The organism is Geminicoccus sp., from assembly GCF_036263595.1.
Taxonomy (GTDB): Bacteria; Pseudomonadota; Alphaproteobacteria; order Geminicoccales; family Geminicoccaceae; genus Geminicoccus.
In genome coordinates this window covers 1-23,743 of the sequence record NZ_DATAGQ010000008.1, presented here as the reverse complement: position 1 = coordinate 23,743, position 23,743 = coordinate 1, and the positions used below count along the sequence as shown (strand labels likewise).

Here is a 23,743-nt window from a genome sequence, read left to right as displayed (position 1 = left end):
ATCCACAACAGTGCGATAGGGGATTGTCGATGGCCGACATTCATTCGTCTGCTACCTTGAACTTGCTCGCATCATCGGGATCCGAGACCGACGAGGCTGAGGCGAGCGCATCCGCTTCATCCGACATCGGTTCTATCGATGAGCAGTGGCAGCACTACTGCACCCATGTCTCCGGAGCGCTTCGCTCGGCCGACAGCGCGGACGAAGGCTTGCGCGCTGCCCTGCGCTCGGCGGTCCACGCCGACGACGTTTGAGCGCCTCGATCACATGACCTCGGGAACTTCCGGGTAGCCGGCCGGTCGCCGGTCAGTCCCGGAAGTCTCCTTGGAACCAGCGCAGCGCCGCCTCGTAGACTGGCCAGCCCTGCGGCGGCACCTGTCCCGGCCGCAGCCAGTTCCGTCCCTTCGGCACCTGGTCCATTTCCGCCAGGTCGGTCTGCAGGACCGCCAGTACGTAGTCTGCCTCTTCATGCTGCTCGGCGCTGATCAGGCGCAGCAGCAGGCGCGTGAGGTAGACATGTTCGCGGAGAACGTCGGTCGGAGACGAAGGCTTCATCAGGCTGCCCGTTTCGGGAGATATGGCATCGTCCATGCCGAGTGAACGACGCCGCTCGCCCCTCACGGTTCCCTTGCATCTTCCCGTTGCGCCGCCCTCTCAGCCGTCGACGCGCTTCACCTGGACACGGCGGTTCTTTCCGTTCTTGGGGTCAAGGCCGGGCAGGGGCTCCTTCGAGCCGAAGCCCACGGCCTCCAGCATCGACTTGGGGATTTCCTTGTCCTGGGCCAGGTAGGCCGCGACCGCGTCCGCCCGCTTCTGCGACAGCCAGTCATTGTGGGCAGCGGGGCCTGTCGCGTTGGTATGGCCCGAGATCTCGAACTTCCAGCCCTTGCCTTCCGCGTCCTTCAGGACCGATGCCAGCGTATCCAGGTTGCTCTTCGCCTTGTTGGAGAGCGTGTACTTGTTGTTGGCGAACTCGATCTTGATGTCCCGGCAGATGCCGGCACTGCACATGCCGTCGTCGTCATCGTCGCCGCCTGCCTGGATGCCCCTGAGGGTAGGGGCGCTGGGCGCGCTGGTGGTCCCGAGCAGCGCCTCACGGAGAGCGCTTTCGCTCAATCCGTCATCGGCAGCATGGACAGAGGAAGCAGCGACGGAGCCCAACAGCGCCATCGCCGCCATCGAAACGATCAGTCGTCGCGTAACCATGTTGACCTCATCGATCGGCATCGTCGCGCCATGCGACGGGCCCGCCGAGTTCCTGCATAGTAACCTGATCACATAACTCGCTCAATTGAGTGCCATGTGACGCTCGTCACGTAGCCCGGCATCCCGCAGCCCCAGCTCGATCCCAACAATCCTCCGGCACTTACTTGGCTGGACTCATTGAACGTTGTCCGGCGGCGACGGCGGTCGCTCCTGGCTGGCCAAGGGTGGTAGCGCCCCCTGCGCACGGATGTGTTGCCAAATCCTGTCGCAAGCCTCACATATAACCTAATGGTGGCCGTTGCAGAGGCTGCCTGGAAAATGGGGAGTTGGCAGGCGACAGGGCCATCAGTGCTGTTCGCGGCTGCCGCAGTAGCTCGGTGTAGTGTCGACGTTCAGAACTGACATGCACGATCAGGAGGCAGCAATGACCGGGGACGCGATCGAGCGGGCACTGGAAGAGCTCAGAGCTAGGGCCTCCAGCGCGGATGGAAGGCCGGACACATCGCTGGTGACGGCGATCAGCAACGCCTATGCGGAACTCGCCCGCATGCGCGCGGCGGCGGATGAGCAGGAGCGCAGGCAGGAAATCGCTCCACCATTGCGTCATGGCAGGGGCGTCGTCCCGCTGGCGGTGCTGGCCGACATGCAGGCGCATGATCGGTGGCCGGACGCGGCATAGGTCGAGAACAGCCGACGTCGCAGAGCGCCTGCATGGGCTTATGCAAGGAACGGCACTGATCGGCCGGTTCAAATCATGTCGATGCGGTGGCGCAGTAGGTCATACTGCGCTGCTGAAGCGGATCAGGCAGCCAAAACGTCGGTCGCGCCTATGATCCACCAGCACTGCAGGCACTGCTGCAAACCCAGTTTCATGAACATATTCGAGGTGATGAGCTTGCCGACATAGGCGCCAGCCGGACCGCAGGCGGCCTCGGCTTTGTCGCTTCCCCTCTGGCTACTCGCTCCGCTTCAGCATGCTGCAGGTTGCGGTGGCATCGCTACCGCCCTCGACATAGCAGACTTCCATCTCGTTCGGGCTTACGAGCGTTGCCGTGACGTTGCCGTCGTCGTTCGCGATCAGGATGCTCTTGCCGTCTGCCCTGATCACACCGATGAAGTCCTCCTCGCCGCCCTCGTACTGAACGCGCCCCTTGAAGGTCTGCCCACGCTGCTCGGTGATCTGGAGGTTGGTCGATCGGGCTGCCTCCCATCCCTCGTCGTCACTGACCGAGGGGCCGACACCGCTCCAGGTCCCGGTCAGTTCCGGTGCATCGGCAGCCCTTGCCGGCACGCCCTGAACGATACCCATCCCAACGACTATCCATGTGAGAAGGCGCATGAAGTCCAACCCGGCCGTGATCCCCTGACAGACGAGCGGTAGCGGATATATGACCCGCCGTCACGAACCAGGTCAGCAACAACCAACGAAATGTGATCCGGCGCGTGTCCTGACGAAACTTCGTCAAGCCCGGAAAATCTGCAATTTCTGTAGATGCCTGTCATTTCATGACATCGTTTCATGCGCGCCCCCTGCCGGCAGGGAGGCTTCTTGGACAATTGGAATGGCATCGATTGCCGGCGTCACATGGAGTTGCCCGTCAGTGGCTTCCCTGTGCGATCCTTGAGAGCGAGAACACCGATCAAAGACAGGAGCGAGAGACCCATCATGTAGTACGCCAGGGTCATCGGGTTCTGGGTCCGAGCCATCAAGGCTGTCGCGACCATGGGAGCGGTGCCGCCGACCAAGGCCATGGCGGCATTGTAGCTGATGGCCATGGCGGTGTTGCGAGCCTGGCTGCTGAACGCTTCCATGAGCATCGACGGGATCACGCCGCCGATGCCGGCCAGAAGAACGGCAAAGCCGATCTGACCGAGCATGATCCAGATCGGCAGATGGCTGCTGATCAGCGCGAAGAGCGGTATCGACAAGACGATCACGCCGATCATCTGGATGGTCAGCACAAGCTTGCGTCCGATCCTGTCGGACAGGATGCCGTACAGGGGAAGGCACATCAGCATCACCAGCATGCTCGCCGTATTGATGACGAACGCCTCGTGCTGGTCGGCCCCGCCTTGCGTCTGCAGGTAGGTCACAAGATAGATGAAGATGAGATAGAACCCTCCTGCCAGGATCAATGTCGCTAGGAAAGCACGCAGCATCGCCGCGGCATCGGTGCGAAATGCTTCGCGAAGCGGCAGCTTCTGGGCTTGTCGGCCTGTAGAGGCCGGAACGGTGTCGCTCTGCATCCTGCTGCGCAGGACGAGGACGAACAAACCCAGGCTGATGCCGAGCAGGAATGGCAAGCGCCAGCCCCATGCTTCTACCTCGCTCGGCGTCAACAGGTCCGAGATGACGACACCGGTCAGCGAGCCCACCATGATGCCGCTCGTCGCGCCCAGCGGGGTGAGGCTGCCCATGAGCCCTCGGTGCTCAGGCGCGCTGCTGCTGACAAGGTAAGCCGCCGAGGCGGTGTATTCGCCGCCGACGGACATTCCCTGTCCCAGCCGCAGTAGCACGAGCAAGACAGGCGCCAGGACGCCCGCCGTTTCATAGGTGGGCAGGCACCCGATCGCGAACGTGGACAGCGTCATGACCACGGCCGAGGTGAACAGCGCCCTCTTTGGGCCGAAGCGGTCGCCGATATGGCCGAACACGATGCCCCCGATGGGGCGCATGAAGAAGGCCGCGGCGAAGACGGCGAAAGCGGAGAGCAGCGAAACGTAGGCGGTATCGGAAGGAAAGAAGCTCCGACCGATGATGGCACTGAAGTAGCCGTAGGCAGCGAAGTCGTACCACTCCAGAAGGTTGCCGGCTGCGCCGGCCAGAGCTCCGCGAAAGCGGTCGCTGGAAGGGCTGGTGGCGACAGGAAGATGTATGCCAGCTTGATGCATGTCTCGTCCGACGGTGCGGCGTGGTTGGTCCGCGTGGCGGACGGCAACGACTTCCGGAAAAAGCGACAGCTACCGAGGACGTTCATGCGCCGTCCAGTGTCCAGGCAGCGCAGTCGGAGCATAACCTGCGCGAACTGCCGGTCAGCTAGGTCACTGCCTCAGTCACGCGATGCACCTAGGCAAGCCTTTGGAGGCCGAGGCTGAAAGTCCGGGCCGTGGGCGCTGCGGCCAACCGGGATCATGCCGCCCGTGGAGCGGCGGAACGCCACTGGCCCCCGCTTTCAGCGGTCACGCTTGAGCCGCTGGTTGCCCGGCACGATCAGCCGCTCGGCGGTTCGGTTGCTAGCCCGTCCGGCCGATCTCCTTGCGCCAGTCATGCGCCTCGCGAAAGTCCAGCACCTCGCGGATCTTCCTGTTGGACAGCGGCGCCTCGTAGCCTTGGAGCGGCCGGGTGACCGGCGTATCCGGGCACCACTTGGCCAGGAACTCAGCCGTGGGAAGATCGGCGGTGATCGTGTCGTTCACTGCATTGAACACCTGATAGCCCAGCCCGTCCTTCTCCAGGCACAGATGCACGATCTGGGCGAGGTCGCGGGCGTCGATATAGCTCCAGGCATTGCGCTTGCGTGAGGCAGGATCGGCCACGAACCCGCGGAAGCGGTCATACTCGTGCGGCTCGATGACGTTGCCGATGCGCAGCGCATAGATGTCCGCCTTGAAACGCTGCGCGAAGGCGCGTGACGTCTGCTCGTTCACAATCTTCGAGAGACCATAGCTGTCCATCGGGTCGACGTCGTAGTCCTCTTCGAGCGGGAACCGCTTGAAGTCCTTGTCGCCCTCCGCAAAGCACACGCCATAGGTCGTCTCGCTCGAGGCGATCACGACCTTGCGGATGCCGAGCTTCATCGCCGCCTCGATGACGTTGTAGGTCCCCATCACGTTGACCCGGTAGGTCTCGTTGTCGGGGTTGATCAGCACACGCGGCACGGCTGCGAAGTGCACGACGGCGTCCACCGGCGCTGCAGGTCGCCCTTCGCTGAAGCCGTCGAAGCCGAAATGCATGGTCATCGCGTTGAGGACCTGGCCTTCCTCGGTGATGTCGCCGACGAGCGACGGGATGGAGGGGTGGTCGAACGGCTTCAGATCGAAGTTCAGGATGCGGTAGCCGCACTCGAGCAACCAGGGAAGCACATGGCGCCCGGCCTTGCCGGTCCCACCCGTGAACAGGATCCGCTTGGGCATGTGATTTGAACTCCCCGCTGGTATTCGCGGCCGCTCGCCGGACGGGATGTCGCCGCTGCGTCCAGCCGGTTCGCTATCTTGAAATCCAGCGCAGCGATAGAACGGCCTGCGGACCGTACCATTCTCGCCCATCAATTGAGGTGGCTCATCGCCTGGGCTTGGCCGAAGCCACGGTGCGGGGAGATCATCGGCCGTTGACGGAATAATCCCGGCCTCCCAGGACTGGCCCGCCGGCTGCGAGCAGCAGGGCTCAGGCAGAGGGAGGACAAGATGAAGGCCGTGCGGCTCGAATCCATCGAGAACTTGTTCGTCAGCGAGGTCGCCAGGCCGTCGCCGGGTCCCACCGATCTGCTCGTACGCGTCGAGGCCTGCGGCATCTGCGGCTCCGATCGGCATTTCTTGCACGGCGAGTTCCCGACCTCGCCACCGGTGACGCTCGGCCACGAGTTCTCCGGCATCGTCGAGGCGGTCGGCGACAGGGTGACCGGCTTTCGACCGGGCATGCGGGTGACGGTGGACCCGAACATCTTCTGCGGACGTTGCCCGGCCTGCCAGGACGGACTGGTCAACCACTGCCAGAACTGGAAGGCGCTGGGCCTGGCGCTGGATGGCGGCTTTGCCGAGTACACGGTTGTCCCGCAGTCCCAGGCGGTCGAGCTGCCGCTCTCGCTCCATCCCGAGCATGGCGCCTTCTGCGAGCCGCTGGCCTGCTGCCTGCACGCCGTCGACATGGCGGGAATCAAGGCCGGCGATTCGGTGGTGGTGCTGGGTGGCGGGGTGATCGGCCTGCTCACCCTGCAACTGGCACGCCTTGCCGGCGCCACGCGCGTGATCCTCTCCACGCGCCAGGCCGTCCGCCGCCGGCTCGCAGAGGAACTGGGCGCCACCGACACGATCGATCCCACCGCACTCGACCCGGTTGCGGCGATCGCCGGCGTGGATGGTCTCGTTCCCGGCGGCGTCGACGTGGTCATGGAGTGTGCCGGCGTGCCCGACACCGTCCGTCAGTCGATGAAGCTCGCCCGGCGGCGCGGCACGGTCATGATCGTCGGCGTCATGCCCCAGGGCCAGACGATCGAGGTGGAGCCCAGCGACATCATGATGCGCGAGCTGCGCATCCAGGGCTCGTTCATCAATCCGTTCGTCCACCGCCGCGCGGCCGCCCTGATCACGTCGGGGGCCATCGAGGTCGGCAAGCTCGTCTCGCAGCGGATCAAGCTGGACCAGGTGCCCGAGGTGATCCGGCGGGACCCGCTTCCCGGCGAGGTCAAGGTCATGGTCATTCCTTGACGGTCCGCTTTTCGCCAAGCGGTGGGGGCGGCCTGCGGAGGCCCACCGCCTGGGCAAAGCCCAGCATGCCGGCTCGGCTCTGCCGAACCAGGCTCTCCTCGTCGGCCAGGGGCCACGGTCCGGAGCGCCCCGCCCTCCCGGCGACCGGCAGGACCTAAGCGACAGGGCAGGGGGACGTGCTTGCATGCCCGGTCGAGGAGAACGGCTAGATCGCGCCAGCCGATGATCAAAAAAATGCCGCCCAGGGAACGGTCGGGCGGCGGAAGAAGGGAGGATATCATGAGGGGCCGCGCGCGGCCTTTCCAAGGTCTAGCGGCGGGCAGGGCAAGCACCCATGCGGCACCTGCGCCGATGCAGCAGATGAGCGCCTTTGCCGCAGTGCGGACGGACGAACCGGCCTGGAAGAGGACGTTGGCCTGCGCGGCCAGTTCGTGAAGATCTCCAGTTGCAGCCTTGCGATGCCGACGATCGCTCGAGACTGGGCCCTGCGCTTTGGAATATTGGCTTCCGCCTCGGCCATGGCACCCTTTCTGCGTCCGGCCGCAGCGACGAGCACCAGCCAACGATCATGGAAAGGCGGTGCTCGCAGACTTGGCGGCATCGTCCGGCGGGCTTCCATGTCTTCCAGCACCGGCCCGGGCGGCCGGGCGACCGCCGGCCCTTCGCCTGACTTCCCCGTTCACGCTGTCTTGCCGTGGACGATGAGGAACTGCCGGCACCAGGCATGACGATGACTTCCACCGCCATGAGCCGGATCGTGCCCAGACGCATCGCATCACCGGCTGGCGGCTTCGCCGACAGGCCAGTCAGGTGCCTGCAGTTCTCTTTGGTACTTCAAGGGGCGTGCCTCTGAGGATCTCCTCGATCTTTGCCCGAAGCCGCCGGGACGCTTCGGTATCGCTGGCCAGGATCTGGCTCATCGCCTTGATACGCGCGACGTCCTCGTCCTGAACATCGAGCTGGATCGATACGAGCTTGGAATCTGCCATCTGACCTGGACGTTTCGCTGTCTCTTGGGCCATGTGCTTCACGCCTCCTGGATCAGCGTTCAAGAAACAGGGATGCAAGGAAATAATAGATGCATGGAGCTGAACTGGACGATCCGGTAAGACGACAAGGTCTGGTCGCTTGTTTCGTTTTCATAAATTTCGATTCTGGCAAAGAAGTTCCCCAGCCCACGGAAGAACGACCATAGACGTCCACGATGTCGCACATGGCAGGGTCATCGACTGCCATCGAGATGAGAATCAGCGGGCGGCTGCTCTACTTGTCAGTGTCCATCGCGAAAGGTCGGCCAGGCTGCGCCTTGCCGCAGATCATCGTGCCCGGCGGCCGCTCCGCCTCCTTGCCAGTGCCAGAGCTGGCTATGCACGCCGCGACAACGGTCTCCGATCTCACGCTGTACGAGGCGATTGCTGCAAAAAATCGACTGGCCCGTCGATCGATGTCCGGTGCTCTGCTTCACGCCAGCCTGACCCGACTTTTCCCCTCGCGCTCCGATTTTGGCGGGGACCTGCCTGTGCGCAGGATGCAGCCTTCAATCCTCCCGCGTTTTTGCGGACGGGGCCGGGTCAGGCGCTGATCCGGCGTTGCTCGGCGGGTGCGCAATGCTGGGTATGGGCGGATGGTATCGCCGTCGAACTGAGCTGGCAGCAATCCAGGGTCGGTAGCGGCATCCGCCAGCATCGAGCGGCTCAGGCAGTTGCGGCGGAAGCTGTTCACGGCGATCGGCTGGCCAGGTTGCCGGCACAAGGCTCGGACAGGCCGTCGCCCATGCAGGCGCCGCCGGCCATGCAAAGGTGGTGATCGCGGACTGTCCCTGCGCCCGCTCCATGACGGCAGCAATGAGAGCGGGCCTGACCCTCGGTGGCGCCGGTCGGACAGCATGCTGCCTGGACCAACAGCAACTTCCCGGCCGCTGCTCGCTGGCAGGAGCGTGCCGCTTCTAGGGTTCGCGGAAGCCGACCACGCGCAGGTCGAGCCGGTCCGGACTCGGCTGTTCGCGGAACAGGAGCGTGCCGTGACGGACCGAGCTGCCCGGCACGAAGTCGAAGGTGATCTCGGCCTCGCCGTCGGCCTCGGAGAACGACTTCACGGTCGCGGCGGCGGCGGTGCGGTCTCCCTGGTTCACCAGCGAGATCTCGACCCGGAAACCGGCTGACGTCGCCTCAATCGAATCGACACGAATAACCAGATCGGCCGGCGCGTCGGCGCCTGTAAGCCCATGCCAGGTGAGATAGCCGATCAGGCCGGCAGCGACCAGCGCCCCCGCGGACGCGGCGATCCACTCCAGGAGGGGTGTACGTGGTATCTCTTTATCGGAAGCATCGCTCATGGCCGGTCACACGATCAGGCGTGCGGTGGCTGCACCGAGCGCCGACGGGAAACCCAGCACGACCGTCATCATCGCGATCTCGGCAGATCCAGTGTCGTCGACGCGGCCGAACGTCCAGAGAATATACAGGCTCACGATCAGGGCCAGCCCGTAGCCGGCCAAGCTGAAGCGGACGAACAGCCTGACGAAGCCCTGATCCGCCGGCCATTCCTCCTGGCCGGCGAAGCCCAGCGCATAGACCAGCAGGTGGAGAAGGCCCATGGACAGCAGGGCGAGCAGAATGCCGTGCCAGGGCGTCATCAGCTGGGCGATCTGCTCGATCTCATCGGTCGGGGCCACGTTGAACGCTACGAAAACCGCACCGGCGATCATCAAGAACAACTCGCCGCCGTAGCTCGGCGGTGGCGCGTTCTTCTCCTCGCCGTCGGTTGCCGCGGCAAACTGCGCGCGCGCCAGGATGGCACCCATGCCGGCCGGCACAGACTGAATGGCGATCTTGCCGATCCACTCGTCCAGCGGCATCGACGGCTGCAGTACGTTGAACAGGGCCAAGAGCAGGGACGCCACGACTACGCCGACCCCATACGCGGAGAGGGCGTCGCAGATGTCGTCGAACCAGCGGGAGTGCGTGGAGAAGCCGACCCGCCTCGAAAGACCGATCAGCAGGAGCATGCCGAGGCCGACGAACAGGGCCAGGCGCGCTGGGTCCGCGTAGAAGCCCAGCCACCACATCTCCATCGTCATCAGGAGCGGGAACGCGAACAGGATGGCACCACCCGTCGCCCGGGCCAGCTCCCTGGCATAGTCGAGATCGAGATCGTCCAGCATCCCGGCGGTCCAGTCGGCGGTCATCGGGCCGTGCTCTGGCGGACTCCAAAAAAGAAAACCCGCGCGACGAGCGCGCGGGCTTCCTTCAGTGCCAAATTCTCCAGGTACACGGCACCTGGAGAAAGAGGCTCAGCGCTGACGCACTTCGACGCGACGGTTGCGCGGCTCGGGCACGCCGTCACCGGTCGGAACCGCCAACTGCGTTTCACCGAAGCCCTGCGTGGTCAGACGCGAGGCATCGACGCCCTTGGTTTCGAAGTACTCGGCGACAGCCGCGGCGCGACGTTCGGACAGGCCCATGTTGTACTCGGCCGTGCCCACCGTGTCGGTGAAGCCCCAGACCAGCAGGCGCTTGTTGGTGTCGGCCACGAGCTCGGCAGCGATCTCGTCGAGACGCGGCTTGAACTCGTTGCGGACGACCGACTTGTCGAACTCGAACAGGACGTCGGCAGCGATCGCGATGACCTCGGAGGCCGAAGCCGCCTGCGGGGTCAGCGCAGCGATCGCATCCTCGAAGCCCTTGCGGCACATCGCGATGTCGTTGATCTGGAAATTCTCTTCCTGCTGCTCCATCCAGCAGTCGAAGCTCGCCTGCGCCTTCGCGGCGGTGGCGGGATCGGCAGTGGCCTGCTCGGTAGCGAGCACGTCGACGAGCTGGGCACGGGCTTCGGTCAGGACACCCACCATGTCGGCGGGCTCCCTGCGCTGGCTCATCTCGGTCGGCGTCGGGACGCGGCCTGCGGCTGCTTCCTTGGCGCGCTGCGAGTAGAACAGCGAGTCCTTCCAGTCGTACTGATCGTATTCGCTCTGCGAGAGGGCGGTGTATTCCTTGAAGAGGGCCTGGGTGAATGCATCACCGCTGGCGTTCATCTTCTTGATTTCGTTCAGCTCAGATGTCGAGGTGAAGGCCGAGCACCCGGTAAGGAGCGCGACAATTCCAACCCCGGCGATCTGGCGGATCTTGGATTTCATGATACCTCCGCGCGTTCGTCCGTGACAAATTTCCTAACGCCTCGGACGCCGCAGGCGCCGTGAGCGAGAAGCAGCATAAGGGTTTCACCGTAAATGAGTCGGTAACACCCTGGCTCTTCCCGCTTTTCTGAGGCGGTTGCGACAACGAAGCAACGTCCTGCGTGGCGGAAGAGCACAATTGTCCCTCTGCGACACCGTCAAACGCCCAGGCTGTGCACCAGTTCCCGCCATTCCCGTGGCGAGAGACCGCTCTCGTCCACCGTGACCTTTTCGCCAGCCAGCATTCTCTTCAGCAACTCTACTGCTGGGCCAGAGAGTTCCAGAGCGTTCAACCGATAGTCCTGGAACGCTTCCCAGGTCAGCGGCACCCAGCGCTGCAGGATCGCTGCCAGCACCTCGGCATAGGCGCGAATTTCTGCCTGAGCATGGGTATCCAGTCTCAGCGCCACGAAATGCAGGAGGTTGTGAAGGTCGATCTTCCAGTACCACTGGCTGTAGGTCGACAACGGCAGCACCACCCGGGCCAGCTCGCGCGCCACGCCCGCCTTGTCCGGGTCGGCCGGCTGCCCGCTGCCATCCTCGTTGAGCAGGCGATGGTAGCGGGCGAAAGCCTCCTCGCCGGCCTCTCGGATCGTCCGCTGCACGGCCTGGGCCTCTTCGGGAGAGAAGGCGGCACCGCGGCCCTGCCGGTTGTCGTGCGACTGGACGGCGACGGCGCCGGTCTCGGGAACATAGAAGTCGTCGTCGAGCACGGAATAACGCGCGGAGTACTCGTTCACCGCCGCGGTCCGGTGCCGGATCCACTGCCGGGCGATGAAGATCGGCAGCTTCACGTGCAGCTTGATCTCGCACATCTCGAAGGGCGAGGTGTGGCGGTGGCGCATGAGGTAGCGGATCAGGCCGCGATCGTCCGACACCTTGCGCGTCCCCTTGCCGTAGGAGACCCGCGCCGCCTGCACGACGCCGGCATCGTCGCCCATGTAGTCGACCACACGGATGAAGCCCTGGTCGAGCACGGGCAGGGGCTGGAACAGGATCTCCTCCAGGGCAGGCACCACGGCGCGCCGGGTGGGTGCCTGATCGGCCGTTCTCAGCTCGTCGATCTCGGCCGCCTGGCTCTCGTTCAAACGCATGGCTGCCTTCTCCTGTCCGTCGGGGTGCTCGCCATACCGCAGCGCGTCACACTCTTCCATTGGGCACGAGCAAGGCCTATATTCATCGCGTCGGTGCAAGCCGACTATGGCGATAAACATCACACGGCATAGGCGTTGCGGACCCGGGGGCAGAGCCCGGCGCCTCCACCAATTCGCCTGGACCGGCTCGTGGCAACGAGCAGGCCCAGGCGCAGTACGGGGGCGAATCAGGATCGACGTGCGTAGTAAAGGTGTGACTTTTGCCCGGCATGGTACCGCCGTTACCGGACCAAAACACAAGTGCCAACGACAATAGCCGTCTGGCCCTCGCTGCCTAATCATTAGGTAAGCGCGGTTCGGGGGGGCGCCGGGCAACAGAAGCCCCCCCACTTCATCGGTACTCTTTTCGCGATTGTCGGGCTTCTTCGGCCCTGTGGCGGCTTCAAGGTCGAGATGAGCAAGGACAGCATTCATTACGGCCAGCTGGTCGAACAGGCGCTCCGGGGCGTGGTCCGCGACGTCCTGCTGCGGGTCGCCCGCGAGGGGATGCCGTCGCCCCATCATTTCTACGTCACGTTCCGCACCGACCATCCGGGCGTGACGCTCGCCCCGTCCTTGCGCGAGCGCTATCCCAACGAGATGACGATCGTCCTGCAGCACCAGTACTGGGACCTGCAGGTCGACGACGATACCATGGCCGTGACCCTCAGCTTCAATAACCAGCCGCAGCGCATCGTCATTCCGTTCGCCGCGCTCAAGGTGTTTGCGGATCCGGGCGTGGAGTTCGGTCTGCAGTTCACGATCGAGCCGCCGCTGCCGGAGAAGGTTGCAGCACCGGCCTTGCCGCTGCTCGCCCCGCGCGAGGGCGAGGTGACGGAACTGCCGGAGCGGGCCGCCGAGCCTGCGGAGCATCCCGTACCTGAAGGCGGCGCCCAGATCGTGTCGCTGGACCGGTTCCGCAAGCGCTGAGCTCAGCGTCCCGCGCAAGCCGGCCTTTCGCGCAAGCCCGACCCGTTGACGGATGGCGCGAAAGCCGCGACCTGAGCCGCAAACAATGGGCGCAGGAGCCAGTTCGATGAGCGATGCCACCCGGGTCCGGGTCGAGACCGACACGTTCGGTCCGATCGACGTCCCGGCCGACCACCACTGGGGCGCGCAGACCCAGCGGTCCATCCAGAACTTCCGGATCGGCGGCGAGCGCATGCCCGCTCCGCTGATCCGCGCCATGGGCATCGTGAAGCTGGCGGCCGCGCGGGTGAATGTCCGTTTGGGCGAGCTCGATCCGACGCTCGGCGAGGTGATCGCCACGGCCGCGGAAGAGGTCGTCGCGTTGAAGCTGCTCGACGAGTTCCCGCTGGTGGTCTGGCAGACCGGCTCCGGCACCCAGTCGAACATGAATACCAACGAGGTGATCGCCAGCCGCGCCAACGAACTCTCCACGGGCAAGCGCGGCGGCAAGTCCCCGGTCCACCCGAACGACCACGTCAATCGCGGCCAGTCCTCCAACGACGTCTTCCCGACTGCCATGCACATCGCGGCCGGCGAGCAGGCGCACAACGAGTTGCTCCCGGCCCTGGAGCATCTACACGCGGCGCTGGCCGCCAAGGCGGAGGCGTTCAAGGACATCATCAAGATCGGCCGCACGCATCTCCAGGATGCCACGCCGATGACGTTGGGCCAGGAGTTCGGCGCCTATGCCTGCCAGATCGAGTACGGCATCGAGCGGGTGAAGGCGGCCCTGCCGCGGGTCTGGTACCTGGCGCAGGGCGGCACCGCGGTCGGCACCGGCCTGAATGCCAAGAAGGGCTTTGCCGAGGCGTTCGCCGCCGAGGTGGCAGGACTGACCGGGCTGCCGTTCGTGACCGCGCCCAACAAGTTCGAGGCGCTGGCCACGCATGACGCGATGGTCGAGCTGCACGGCGCGCTCAACACGATCGCCGTGTCGCTCATGAAGATCGCGAACGACATCCGCATGCTGGGCTCCGGCCCCCGCTGCGGCCTGGGCGAGATCTCCTTGCCGGAGAACGAGCCGGGCAGCTCGATCATGCCGGGCAAGGTCAACCCGACCCAGTCCGAAGCACTGACGATGGTGAGCGCCCAGGTCATGGGCAATCAGGTGTCGGTGTCGGTCGCGGGCTCGAACGGCCAGTTCGAGCTGAACGTGTTCAAGCCGGTGATCATCTACAACGTCCTGCAGTCGATCCGGCTGATCGCGGACGGGAGCCGGTCCTTTGCGGACAACGCCGTGGCCGGCATCGAGCCGAACCGCGAGCGGCTTGCCAGGATCATGAACGAGAGCCTGATGCTGGTGACGGCCCTCAACCCCAAGATCGGCTACGACAACGCCGCCAAGGTCGCCAAGAAGGCGCACAAGGAGGGGACCACGCTCAAGGAATCGGCGCTGGCGCTGGGGCTCCTGACGGAAGAGGAGTTCGACCGTCTGGTGCGTCCGGAGCTGATGCTGGGTCCGTCGGACTGATCTCGCGGAACTGGAGGCGGCCGGGCGGGCCCAGCAGGTGCCAGCCCGGCCGGTCCGCCTCCGGGGGAAGGACGGCGTCGAGGAACCAGACCGGAAGGTCGAGCATGGCGTCGAGATAGCGACGTGTCCCGTCCGGCATGTCGAGTGCCAGGCCCGGCGTCTCGCTGCGGGCCAGGCCGCGCTCGAAGGCGATAGCGCCCTGGATGCTCGCGAACGTGAACGGTTCCGCCAGGCTTCCTGCCGGTGGAGGGATGCTTCCGGCGCCGGTCGCCAGCCGGAGCGTGCCGGCAAGGCTCTGCACCATCGCAGCGACCGACGTCCCGGCCCCGGCCAGGTCGATCTCTGCGGCAAGCCTCGTGTCGGGTGCCCGCCCGATCCCCAGCAAGGCCCCCGCGGCGGCGCTGTCCAGTTCGTCCAGCGTGAGCGAGAGGCCGAGCCTTGGCACCTCGCCATTGCCATCCAGGCCGATCTGGCCGCGCAGGCGTCCGCCGGTGGGCAGGTCGAGGTCGAGCCGCTCCAGGTCCAGCCGTCCGTCGGCCAGCTGCAGGGCCAGCAGGCCGGATCGCTCCTGCGCTCCCTCCCGCCGCACGATCAGGTCCAGCTCGGTGCTGAACAGCCAGGCGAAACGGAGCTGGTCCTGCGGCCAGCTTCCAGGCCAGCGCAGCGGCGAACCTGGGGCGAACGCCAAACCCGTCGACAGCATGTCGTAGATGGCCGGCACCGCATCCTCGGCCATCGGCGCGACCGCGATCTGCCCGGCCACCCTGGGGATTCCGCCGGTCAGACGCAGATCGAGGCGGCTGGTCGTCTGCAGGGGGCCGGCCCTGAGGTCGGTCAGGGCGACCCAGTGGCCCTCCGCTGTCCGCGACAGGTCGGCCGTGACCTCGACCGGCCCGCGCAGGGCCGAAGGTGCAAGCGGCAGCAGTGCCAGGTCGCCGAGCAGGGCGGCCAGATCGGGCGCATCGCCGCGCAGCCGCAAGGAGGTGGCATCGGCTCGGGTGCCGGAGCCGAGCAGGCCCGCCACCTGCACCCGTCGGTCGCCGCTCCGGGCTTCGATGTCGATGTCGAGCCGGTCGCTCGGGCCGCGCAGGGAAGCCGTTCCTTCCACCTCCTGCAACCGCGACAGCCAGGGCAGGTCGATCTCCAGCAGCGAGGCGATCCGGGCGGGCCGCTTCGCGTCCAGGTCGACCACGACGTCCACGACGCCAGCATCGGATCCAATGGTGCCGGCCAGCGTGAGGCGGAGGTCGTCGCTGGCGCCGGCACTGGCCTCGGCGATCACCAGGCGGCCGCCCGCGCGCGACGCCTCTACGGCGACGTCCTGGATCCAGGCAGCGCCGCGGGAAAGGCGGTCGATCCGGATGTCGGCCGACCCGTCCGGCAGGGCAGCCAGGATGGTGGCAGGATCCGACGGTCCGTTCCACCACTCGTCCAGGTCGAGCCGGTCGAACGTGCCGACGAGGCCGACGCGGTCCGGCCCCAGGGCGATCCTGCCACGGTAGCCCAGCTGGTCGGCTCGGACCTCCGCCTCGTCCAGGAGGATGCGGCCTGGGCTCCACTGCACCCGGCCTTCCGCCAGCAGGGCGCCGGGCTTGTCGGGAGGGAGCCAGGCCGGCAGGGTGAAGAGCTGCGGGAGCACCGTGCGCGCCGTGGGCAGGTCGAGGCTGACCAAGCCCGTCAGCATCGGGTCTGCGCCGCCGGTGAACTGGCCGTCCCGCAGCCGGAACGCGCCATTGGCCGCGACCGTGGCGCTGACCTGCATCAGCGCGAGACGACCGTCTGGCTCGAGCAGCCCCTCCAGGTCGAGGTTCGGTACCGCCACGCCCCGTACCGCAAGGTCACGACCAGCCAGGCGCAGCGTGACGCTGTAGCCCGCCGGCAGGACGAGAGCATCGCCCAGAATATCCAGCGCTGCGTCGTGCAACTCCAGCCGGGCGGAACCTCGCGCCGTCGCCCGGTCCAGTTCGAGTTCGCCGCCGACACTCGCCTCGCCGGCAGCAGCTGCCAGTTCGGGGATGCTGATCCGTGCCGGCGACACGTCCAGCCGCGCCTCCGCCCGCCATGGACCCGCAGGCGCGAACCGGGCGGCGTCACCGAGCCAGGCCGGCAGCGGGCGGCTCGTGTCGATCTCCACCCGCCCGAACAGGCGATCCAGCCCGATCAACCCCTGGAACCCGGCGCGCAGCTCGCTGCCTGGCGTGCCGAGCGTGAGGCTCACCTCCGCAGGCACCCCGCCGCTCCCATCCGCCCCGCGGAAGCTGCCGGCGAAGGCGAAGGGCTGGCTGCCGCCCCCGCTGTCGTCGCGCGCCTGCAGCTCCATCCGGGTCTCGCCGGCCTCGTCGCGGGTCCGCTCCAGGTTCAGGCCGGTCAGGCCGAGGACGGGTGCATCGGGCACCGCCTGGAAGGATACTCTCCCGTCCACGATCCGGATGGAGCCCACGCCGATCCCATGCACCAGCCGGAACAGTTCATGCGGCACGACCGGAGCTGCCAGGACCGGCCGCACCACCGTCAGCGAGGCGACGGGATCGTTGCCGGTCAGCAGGGCGACCGGCGAAAGGAGCAGGTCGATCCGGTCGGCTTCGGCCAGCTGCTGTCCGCTGTCCTCGGCCACCACGGTGGGATCGGCGATGATCGCCTGCGGCGTCGGCAGGAAGCGCAGGCCGATCGCGCCTTGGAGCCGCACGTCGCGGTCCAGCGCCTGGCTCAGCGAGGTCTCCGCGGTGCGCCTGACCCGTTCGGCATCGGAGAGCAGGTAGAAGCCGCCGGCTGCCAGGACGACGAGAGCTGCCGCCGCGACCAGGATCAGGAGGACGGCACGCAGGCGCATTGCATCGTTCAGGCTCGACCGGACAAAGGACGGCGCGACCCTAGGAACAGCGGTCGCAGAACGCAAACAAGACCGTCACGATCAGGGCATGTCCCGCCGGGTGCGGTGGCATCGTCAGGCACGCGGATGGCTGGCACCATAGAGCTGGTAGAGTTTCTCCTGGTCGACCTGCGTGTATTTCTGGGTCGTCGACAGGCTGGCGTGGCCCAGCAGTTCCTGGATCGAGCGCAGATCCGCGCCATCCTCGAGCAGGTGGGTGGCAAAGCTGTGGCGCAGCGCGTGCGGCGTGGCCGTGTCCGGCAGGCCCAGGGCGGAGCGGGCTTCCCTGACCCGTGCCGCCACCGCCCCGCGCGACAGCTTCTGGCCACGGATGCCGAGGAAGAGCGGCGTGTCCGGGCCGTGCACGTGCGGGCAGACCGCGAGGTAGGCAGCGATGGCCTGGGCCACCGTCGGCAGCACGGGCACGTCGCGCACCTTGCCGCCCTTGCCGCGCACGCGGACCGTTTGCATCGTCACAGGGTCGGCAGGCACCGCGTGACGCGGGATGCCCAGCGCCTCGCCGATCCGCAGCCCGGATCCCCACAGGAGCAGGAGGATCGCCGTGTCGCGCTTGGCGACGAAAGGGCGCGCAACCTCGCCAGCCATGTCGGTCACCCCCTTGGCCTGCTCGATCGTGAGCGGCCGGGGCAGTCGGCGGGGGGCAGGTGGCGTGCGCAGGGCGAACAGGGCCGGGTTGTGCAGTTGCCGCCGTTTGTCGAGCCAGCGAAAGAACGAGCGCACCGCCGCCACGCCGCGCATGATGTAGCCGCGCGAGAGCCCCTGCCGCTGCCGGTCCGCGAGCCAGGACCGGAAGTCGGCCGGCTTCAGCGACATCAGGATGGCGAGCGAAACGGGCTCGCCCAGGTGGCGCGCGAGGAAGGCGGCAAGCCGCCGGACCTCGTCGCCATAGTAGCCCACCGTCTCCGGGGAGAAGCGGCGCTCCTTGGCCAGCTCGTGCAACCAGCACAGGAGGGCATCGTCGAAGTCGTCGGCACCGTGCAGCATGGCCCATGCGGTAGCACGGCGGCTCGACCATACCTATATATGCAGGACGCATGATCCCTGATCTCTTCCCCGATTCCCGCCGCACTGTGTCGGTCGTCGTCACGGCTCCGCTGGATGGTCCGTTCGACTACCTGTTGCCGGAGGGCCGCCCGATGCCCGTGCCCGGCACGGTCGTGGCCGTGCCGTTCGGCCGGCAGGTCCTTCATGGGGTGGTGTGGGACACGAGGCCCGAGAAGGCGGTCGATCCCGGGCGCCTGCGCCCGCTCGGCTCGGCGCTGGACATCCCGCCGCTCCCGTGGACGCTGCGCCGGCTCGTCGACCACGTCGCCTACGAGACGGTCAGCCCGCGAGGCCAGGTGCTGAAGCTGGCGCTGTCGACGCCGGGCGCGCTGGAGCCGCCGCGGACGGTCGACGTGTTCACGCCAGCTATCGGAGCGGCCGGAGCCAAGCTCACCGCCAAGCAGCGCCAGGTCGTGGAGCAGGCCATGATCGAGCCGCGCACGCCCGCCGATCTCGCGCGTGCCGCCGGTGTCTCGACCGCTGTTGTCAAGAAGCTGATCGACGGCGCGGCCCTGGTCTCGGAAACGCGCACGGTCGAGGAAGCCTGGCCGGTGCCGGATCCGGACCTTGTCAGCGTCACCCTGAACGAAGGGCAGGCGGCTGCCTCGGATCGGCTGAAGGACGCGGTGGCTGCCCGCCGCCACCAGGCGTTCCTGCTGGACGGCGTGCCCGGCTCCGGCAAGACCGAGGTCTACTTCTCCGCCATCGCCGCCTGTCTCCAGGCCGGCCGGCGCGCCCTGATCCTGCTCCCCGAAATCGCACTGACCAGCCAGTGGGCGGCCCGGTTTGCCCGCGCCTTCGGGGTCAACCCGATCACCTGGCACGCCGATGTCGGCTCCAGCCGGCGCCGCAAGATCTGGCGGGCCGCCCTCGAGGGCAAGGTGCCGCTGGTGGTGGGCGCCCGCTCGGCACTCTGGCTGCCGCTGCAGGACCTGGGCCTGATCGTGGTCGACGAGGAGCACGATTCCTCGTTCAAGCAGGACGAGGGCGTGCCCTACCAGGCGCGCGATGCGGCGATCGCCCGGGCCAGGTTCGAGAACTGCCCGGTCGTGCTGGCCTCGGCCACACCCTCGCTGGAGACCATCGTCGCCACCGAGCGTGTCGGACCGGACCGCATCGAGCGCCTTGTGCTGCCCGAGCGCCATGGCTCCGCGCCGCCGCCGCCCGTCGAGATCGTCGACCTGCGCACCCGCACGCCCCGGCGCAGCATCGGCTTCCTGGCACCGCGCCTCGTCGCCCAGCTGCGCGCGACCCTGGAACGTGGCGACCAGGCGCTGCTGTTCTTGAACCGGCGCGGCTATGCGCCCTTGTCCTTGTGCCGCGCCTGCGGCCACCGCTTCCGCTGCCCGAACTGCTCGGCCTGGCTGACCGCGCACCGGCTGCGCCGCCGGCTGCAATGCCATCATTGCGGCTTCTCGATGCCGGAGCCGGACCATTGCCCCGAATGCGGCACGATCGATGCGCTGGCCCTGTCCGGGCCGGGCGTGGAGCGGATCGCCGACGAGGTCCGCCATTTGTTCCCCAAGGCCCGCACCGCGCTGCTCACCAGCGACACGGCCACGACCGCCGGGCAGGCGGCCGCCGTGCTGGACGGGATGGAGAACCGCACGATCGATATCCTGATCGGCACCCAGATGGTCGCCAAGGGCCACCATTTTCCCGACCTGACGCTGGTGGGCGTGGTGGATGGCGACCTGGGCCTGGGCGGCGGCGACCTGCGCGCCGCGGAACGCTCGTTCCAGTTGCTCTACCAGGTCGCCGGTCGCGCCGGCCGGGCCGAGAAGCCGGGCACGGTGCTGATCCAGACCCATCTGCCCGACCATCCGGTGATGCGAGCCCTGGCGTCCGGCGATCGTGACCGCTTCGTCGCGACCGAGATCGAGGAACGGATGGACGGCGGGCTGCCCCCGTTCGGCCGGCTGGCCTCGCTCATCCTCTCGGGCCCGAACCAGATTGACGTCCAGTCAGCAGCCCGCCACCTGTCGCTGGCAGCCCCGGTCGACCCGCGGGTGCGTGTCCTGGGACCTGCACCGGCGCCGATCGCGCTCTTGCGCGGCCGCTGGCGCGAGCGCCTGCTGGTCCAGGCCGCGCCGGAGGTCGATCTGCCTGCCTGGATCCGCGCCTGGACCGGTCAGGTGAAGCAGCACGCCTCGATCCAGCTCTCGATCGACGTCGATCCCTACGACTTTCTCTAGTTCCACCTCAATCTTGTACAATATTTTGAACAGGCTCCGCTCATCTTCGGATCATGCGCCATGCTTCCTGGCGGGTGGTGAACAATCGATGGTGGTCGGCACCGGTACGATGGGTGACGATGTTCTGTTCGGCATCACGTCCTTCCAGACGGCCGACATCGACGCGACGACCCGGCCCTACTACTGGACCTGACATTCATCGGTCGTCGGGCTTCGCCGTTTCCTCCACCTCGTCCGCCCGGACGGTCCGCTCCTCGCGGTCGGCGTGGAACAACTCGCCCGCGGCCCGCTTCTGCTCGTTGGGCGAATGCTCCTTGGTGAATTGCTTTCCCTGGCGGCTGTTCCACTGGAAGAGGACCAACGCAGCCACGGCCAGGGCGAGTGCCCCACCGAACTGCAGCGTCTCCATCGGCTCCTTCCAGTGGATGAAGTGCTGCAGGAACGTCACCCCCAGGATGACGACCACGATGCTGACGACCTTCGTCTCCAGGTCGACCAGGCTTTCGACTCCGAGTGCTGCCGTCAGGTTCAGGGGCTCGATGAACAGGCTGTAGAGACCGACGCCCACCAGATACATCACCACCGCCTTGAGCATCGTGCTGATCACCGCCAGGAACTTCACGGTGAGGTCGGTGGAGGCGAATTCGTGGCGGCTGAACGCGGCGTGCCAGGCTTCGACCGTGATCTGGATCCCCTCGGCAGCGCCCAGCAGGAACAGCGTCAGCGAGATCAGCAGCACGGCCGCCACCGCAACCAGCACGACGTAGCGCGTTTTGCCGACAGCGCGGCCGAGGCCGGCCAGCGGAACCACGGCCGGTGGCTCGGGCGTGCTGGTCGGCGGCCTGGCCATCGGTTCGTACGGATCGGGGCTGGGCATGCTGCGGACTTCCAATGGTGAACCAGTCCAGCAACGTCCATGGAGGCCAGCGGACCCGGGCGGGAAAATGCTGTCCGGTTCGGCATGACGTGCTGCGGCATCCGGGCGCGCAGAGCGTGGTCCGTCGCTTGCAGCGCTCACGGGAGCGTGTTATCCGCCGCACCGCCGAAAGTCGGGTGGCGATATGCCGACACTATGCGCGTGCCGCCCGCAGCCGAAGACGGGGTTCGTTTGTCCGCCACAACCGCCACGAGCTCGGGAATGGCTGCGCGCTACGCGCATGCAATCTTCGAGCTGGCGAACGAGAACGGGGAGTTGGACAGGGTCGCTTCAGACCTGGACCAGCTGGACCTCTCGGTCGCCGAAACACCGGACCTCGCGCGTCTGATCGCGAGCCCGGTGGTCAGCCGCGAACAACATGCCAGTGCCGTAGCGGCGCTGGCCAACCAGCTGAACTCCAGCGAGACTACGCGCAAGTTCCTGAGCGTGCTCGCGGCCAAGCGGCGCCTGTTTGCGCTGCCGTCGATCGTGGCCGCGTTCAGGACCCGCTTGGCGGAGCAGCGTGGCGAGGTGACCGCCGAGGTCGTCTCGGCCAAGGAGCTGGACCCCAAGCAGGTGGCTTCGCTGCAGGATGCGGTGAACGCGCATACCGGCAAGACGGTGCGGCTGGCGACGAAGGTCGACCCTTCCCTGCTCGGGGGGCTGGTCCTCACGCTCGGTTCGCTCCAGGTGGATGCTTCCTTGAAGCGCAAGCTTCAGCAACTTGACGTCGCGATGAGAGGGTTCAGCTGATGGATATCCGTGCCGCTGAGATTTCGGCGATCCTGAAGGACCAGATCGCGAACTTCGGCGCCGAGGCAGAGACTGCCGAGGTCGGCCGTGTCCTGTCGGTGGGTGACGGCATCGCCCGTGTCTATGGCCTGGACGACGTGCAGGCCGGCGAGATGGTCGAGTTCGGCGACGGCATCAAGGGCATGGCGCTGAACCTCGAAGAGGACAATGTCGGCGTCGTCGTGTTCGGCAACGACAGCGCCATCAAGGAAGGCGACGTCGTCAAGCGCACGAACGCGATCGTGGACGTGCCGGTCGGCAAGGGCCTGCTCGGCCGCGTGGTCGACGGCCTCGGTAACCCGATCGACGGCCGCGGCCCCATCCAGTCGACCGAGCGTCGCCTGGTCGAGGTGAAGGCGCCGGGCATCATCCCGCGCAAGGGCGTGCACGAGCCGATGCAGACCGGCCTGAAGGCCGTGGACGCGCTGATCCCGATCGGCCGCGGCCAGCGCGAGCTGATCATCGGCGACCGTCAGACCGGCAAGTCGGCGATCGCGGTGGACACCTTCATCAACCAGAAGGCCACCAACGCTGCCGCTGGCACCGACGACACGAAGAAGCTGTTCTGCATCTACGTGGCCATCGGCCAGAAGCGCTCCTCGGTCGCCAAGCTGGTGAAGACGCTCACCGACATGGGCGCCATGGACTACTCCATCGTGGTGGCCGCGACCGCGTCGGACGCCGCACCGATGCAGTTCCTGGCGCCGTATACCGGCTGCACGATGGGCGAGTACTTCCGCGACAACGGCATGCATGCCGTGATCGTGTATGACGACCTGTCCAAGCAGGCGACCGCATACCGCCAGATGTCGCTACTCCTGCGCCGCCCGCCGGGACGTGAGGCCTATCCTGGCGACGTGTTCTACCTCCACTCGCGCCTGCTCGAGCGGGCCGCGAAGCTGGGCGAGAACAGCGGCCTTGGCTCGCTCACTGCGCTGCCAATCGTCGAGACCCAGGCGAACGACGTTTCCGCCTATATCCCGACCAACGTCATCTCGATCACGGACGGCCAGATCTTCCTGGAAACCGACCTGTTCTACCAGGGCATCCGCCCGGCGGTGAACGTCGGCCTGTCGGTGAGCCGCGTGGGCTCGGCCGCGCAGACCAAGGCGATGAAGAAGGTCGCGGGCAAGATCAAGCTGGAGCTGGCCCAGTACCGCGAGATGGCTGCCTTCGCGCAGTTCGCCTCCGACCTGGACGCCTCCACCCAGCGCCTGCTGAACCGCGGTGCGCGCCTGACCGAGCTCCTCAAGCAGCCGCAGTACGTGCCGATGGTGAACGAGGAGCAGGTCGCGGTCATCTATGCGGGCGTCAACGGCTACCTCGACAAGGTCAAGGTGTCCGACGTCGGCCGCTACGAGCAGGAGCTGCTGGGCGCGCTGCGCAACCGCGGCACCGAGATCCTCGCCTCGATCCGCGACACGAAGGACCTGACCTCCGAGACCGAAGCCAAGCTCAAGGCTCTGCTCGAAGAGTTCGGCCAGACCTTCGCCTGATCACTGAGGCCGCCGAACCATGCCAAGCCTCAA

At 66.6% G+C, this 23,743-nt stretch carries 21 protein-coding genes and 1 other RNA gene; 9 read left to right on the top strand and 13 right to left on the bottom strand.

The genetic code is table 11. The features are described 5' to 3' along the window. The coding region (locus VHL31_RS00725) for a hypothetical protein (protein ID WP_329659283.1) at positions 1-254 on the top strand (254 nt) is incomplete at its 5' end. A 52-nt stretch (positions 255-306) separates the two neighbouring features. On the opposite strand, the gene VHL31_RS00720 is transcribed toward VHL31_RS00725, so the two are convergent. Together VHL31_RS00720 and VHL31_RS00715 are read right to left on the bottom strand one after the other, a co-directional pair. Further along, on the bottom strand, positions 307-555 hold the full coding sequence (locus VHL31_RS00720; RefSeq protein ID WP_329659282.1) for a hypothetical protein: 249 nt from the start codon (positions 553-555) through the stop codon (positions 307-309). 99 nt (positions 556-654) lie between these two features. Beyond that, complete coding sequence (locus tag VHL31_RS00715) at positions 655-1,206, bottom strand: OmpA family protein (RefSeq protein WP_329659281.1); 552 nt, start codon at positions 1,204-1,206, stop codon at positions 655-657. A gap of 424 nt (positions 1,207-1,630) precedes the next feature. On the opposite strand from VHL31_RS00715, the gene VHL31_RS00710 reads away from it, so the two are divergent. Further along, complete coding sequence (locus VHL31_RS00710) at positions 1,631-1,885, top strand: hypothetical protein (protein WP_329659280.1); 255 nt, start codon at positions 1,631-1,633, stop codon at positions 1,883-1,885. A gap of 276 nt (positions 1,886-2,161) precedes the next feature. On the opposite strand, the gene VHL31_RS00705 is transcribed toward VHL31_RS00710, so the two are convergent. The 3 genes from VHL31_RS00705 to VHL31_RS00695 form a co-directional block, all read right to left on the bottom strand. Further along, complete coding sequence (locus VHL31_RS00705; protein ID WP_329659279.1) at positions 2,162-2,515, bottom strand: hypothetical protein; 354 nt, start codon at positions 2,513-2,515, stop codon at positions 2,162-2,164. Positions 2,516-2,787: 272 nt separating this feature from the next. Beyond that, positions 2,788-4,098 carry an MFS transporter gene (locus tag VHL31_RS00700; RefSeq protein WP_329659278.1) on the bottom strand — a complete coding sequence of 437 codons (1,311 nt, stop codon included), beginning with the start codon at positions 4,096-4,098 and terminating at the stop codon, positions 2,788-2,790. A gap of 342 nt (positions 4,099-4,440) precedes the next feature. Then, a complete protein-coding gene (locus VHL31_RS00695; RefSeq protein WP_329659277.1) occupies positions 4,441-5,340 on the bottom strand; it encodes an NAD(P)-dependent oxidoreductase in 900 nt (299 codons plus the stop codon). A gap of 270 nt (positions 5,341-5,610) precedes the next feature. Between VHL31_RS00695 and VHL31_RS00690 the strand changes: the two genes are divergently transcribed. Beyond that, complete coding sequence (locus VHL31_RS00690; RefSeq protein WP_329659276.1) at positions 5,611-6,630, top strand: zinc-dependent alcohol dehydrogenase family protein; 1,020 nt, start codon at positions 5,611-5,613, stop codon at positions 6,628-6,630. A gap of 806 nt (positions 6,631-7,436) precedes the next feature. On the opposite strand, the gene VHL31_RS00685 is transcribed toward VHL31_RS00690, so the two are convergent. The 5 genes from VHL31_RS00685 to thyX all read right to left on the bottom strand — a co-directional run bounded on the left by VHL31_RS00685 (position 7,437) and on the right by thyX (position 11,898). After that, entirely contained in the window at positions 7,437-7,652 is a 216-nt protein-coding gene (locus tag VHL31_RS00685) for a hypothetical protein (RefSeq protein ID WP_329659275.1), read from the bottom strand. Between the two features lie 923 nt (positions 7,653-8,575). Then, positions 8,576-8,965: a hypothetical protein gene (locus tag VHL31_RS00680; protein WP_329659274.1), complete on the bottom strand. Its 390-nt coding sequence runs from the start codon at positions 8,963-8,965 to the stop codon at positions 8,576-8,578. Positions 8,966-8,971: 6 nt separating this feature from the next. Beyond that, complete coding sequence (locus VHL31_RS00675) at positions 8,972-9,817, bottom strand: TIGR02587 family membrane protein (protein WP_329659273.1); 846 nt, start codon at positions 9,815-9,817, stop codon at positions 8,972-8,974. A 105-nt stretch (positions 9,818-9,922) separates the two neighbouring features. Next, positions 9,923-10,765: an OmpA family protein gene (locus VHL31_RS00670; RefSeq protein WP_329659272.1), complete on the bottom strand. Its 843-nt coding sequence runs from the start codon at positions 10,763-10,765 to the stop codon at positions 9,923-9,925. A 197-nt stretch (positions 10,766-10,962) separates the two neighbouring features. Further along, complete coding sequence (thyX, locus tag VHL31_RS00665) at positions 10,963-11,898, bottom strand: FAD-dependent thymidylate synthase (protein WP_329659271.1); 936 nt, start codon at positions 11,896-11,898, stop codon at positions 10,963-10,965. Positions 11,899-11,948: 50 nt separating this feature from the next. Between thyX and ssrA the strand changes: the two genes are divergently transcribed. The 3 genes from ssrA (at position 11,949) to fumC (ending at position 14,377) form a co-directional block, all read left to right on the top strand. Next, positions 11,949-12,289, top strand: a transfer-messenger RNA (tmRNA) gene (ssrA, locus tag VHL31_RS00660). Between the two features lie 62 nt (positions 12,290-12,351). Beyond that, the gene (locus VHL31_RS00655) at positions 12,352-12,867 is read left to right on the top strand and encodes an SspB family protein (RefSeq protein WP_329659270.1); all 516 of its coding nucleotides are present in this window, start codon (positions 12,352-12,354) and stop codon (positions 12,865-12,867) included. A 106-nt stretch (positions 12,868-12,973) separates the two neighbouring features. Continuing rightward, positions 12,974-14,377 carry a class II fumarate hydratase gene (fumC, locus tag VHL31_RS00650; RefSeq protein WP_329659269.1) on the top strand — a complete coding sequence of 468 codons (1,404 nt, stop codon included), beginning with the start codon at positions 12,974-12,976 and terminating at the stop codon, positions 14,375-14,377. Here the strand turns inward: fumC and VHL31_RS00645 are convergent. Beyond that, on the bottom strand, positions 14,286-17,207 hold the full coding sequence (locus VHL31_RS00645) for an AsmA-like C-terminal region-containing protein (RefSeq protein WP_329659268.1): 2,922 nt from the start codon (positions 17,205-17,207) through the stop codon (positions 14,286-14,288). The two genes, fumC and VHL31_RS00645, sit on opposite strands and share 92 nt — an antisense overlap. 114 nt (positions 17,208-17,321) lie before the next feature. Then, on the bottom strand, positions 17,322-18,251 hold the full coding sequence (locus VHL31_RS00640; RefSeq protein ID WP_329659267.1) for a tyrosine recombinase XerC: 930 nt from the start codon (positions 18,249-18,251) through the stop codon (positions 17,322-17,324). Between the two features lie 50 nt (positions 18,252-18,301). Here VHL31_RS00640 and VHL31_RS00635 point away from each other — a divergent pair, with 50 nt between their 5' ends. Then, positions 18,302-20,506 (top strand): primosomal protein N', encoded by a 2,205-nt coding sequence (locus VHL31_RS00635; RefSeq protein ID WP_329659266.1) that lies wholly within the window; start codon positions 18,302-18,304, stop codon positions 20,504-20,506. A 196-nt stretch (positions 20,507-20,702) separates the two neighbouring features. On the opposite strand, the gene VHL31_RS00630 is transcribed toward VHL31_RS00635, so the two are convergent. After that, the gene (locus tag VHL31_RS00630) at positions 20,703-21,383 is read right to left on the bottom strand and encodes a YqhA family protein (protein WP_329659265.1); all 681 of its coding nucleotides are present in this window, start codon (positions 21,381-21,383) and stop codon (positions 20,703-20,705) included. A 195-nt stretch (positions 21,384-21,578) separates the two neighbouring features. Here VHL31_RS00630 and VHL31_RS00625 point away from each other — a divergent pair, with 195 nt between their 5' ends. Both VHL31_RS00625 and atpA read left to right on the top strand, forming a co-directional pair. Beyond that, positions 21,579-22,175: a F0F1 ATP synthase subunit delta gene (locus tag VHL31_RS00625; RefSeq protein WP_349262322.1), complete on the top strand. Its 597-nt coding sequence runs from the start codon at positions 21,579-21,581 to the stop codon at positions 22,173-22,175. Continuing rightward, the gene (gene atpA / locus VHL31_RS00620; protein WP_329659263.1) at positions 22,175-23,710 is read left to right on the top strand and encodes a F0F1 ATP synthase subunit alpha; all 1,536 of its coding nucleotides are present in this window, start codon (positions 22,175-22,177) and stop codon (positions 23,708-23,710) included. The genes VHL31_RS00625 and atpA overlap by 1 nt, the downstream gene beginning before the upstream one ends. Positions 23,711-23,743: the final 33 nt, after the last annotated feature.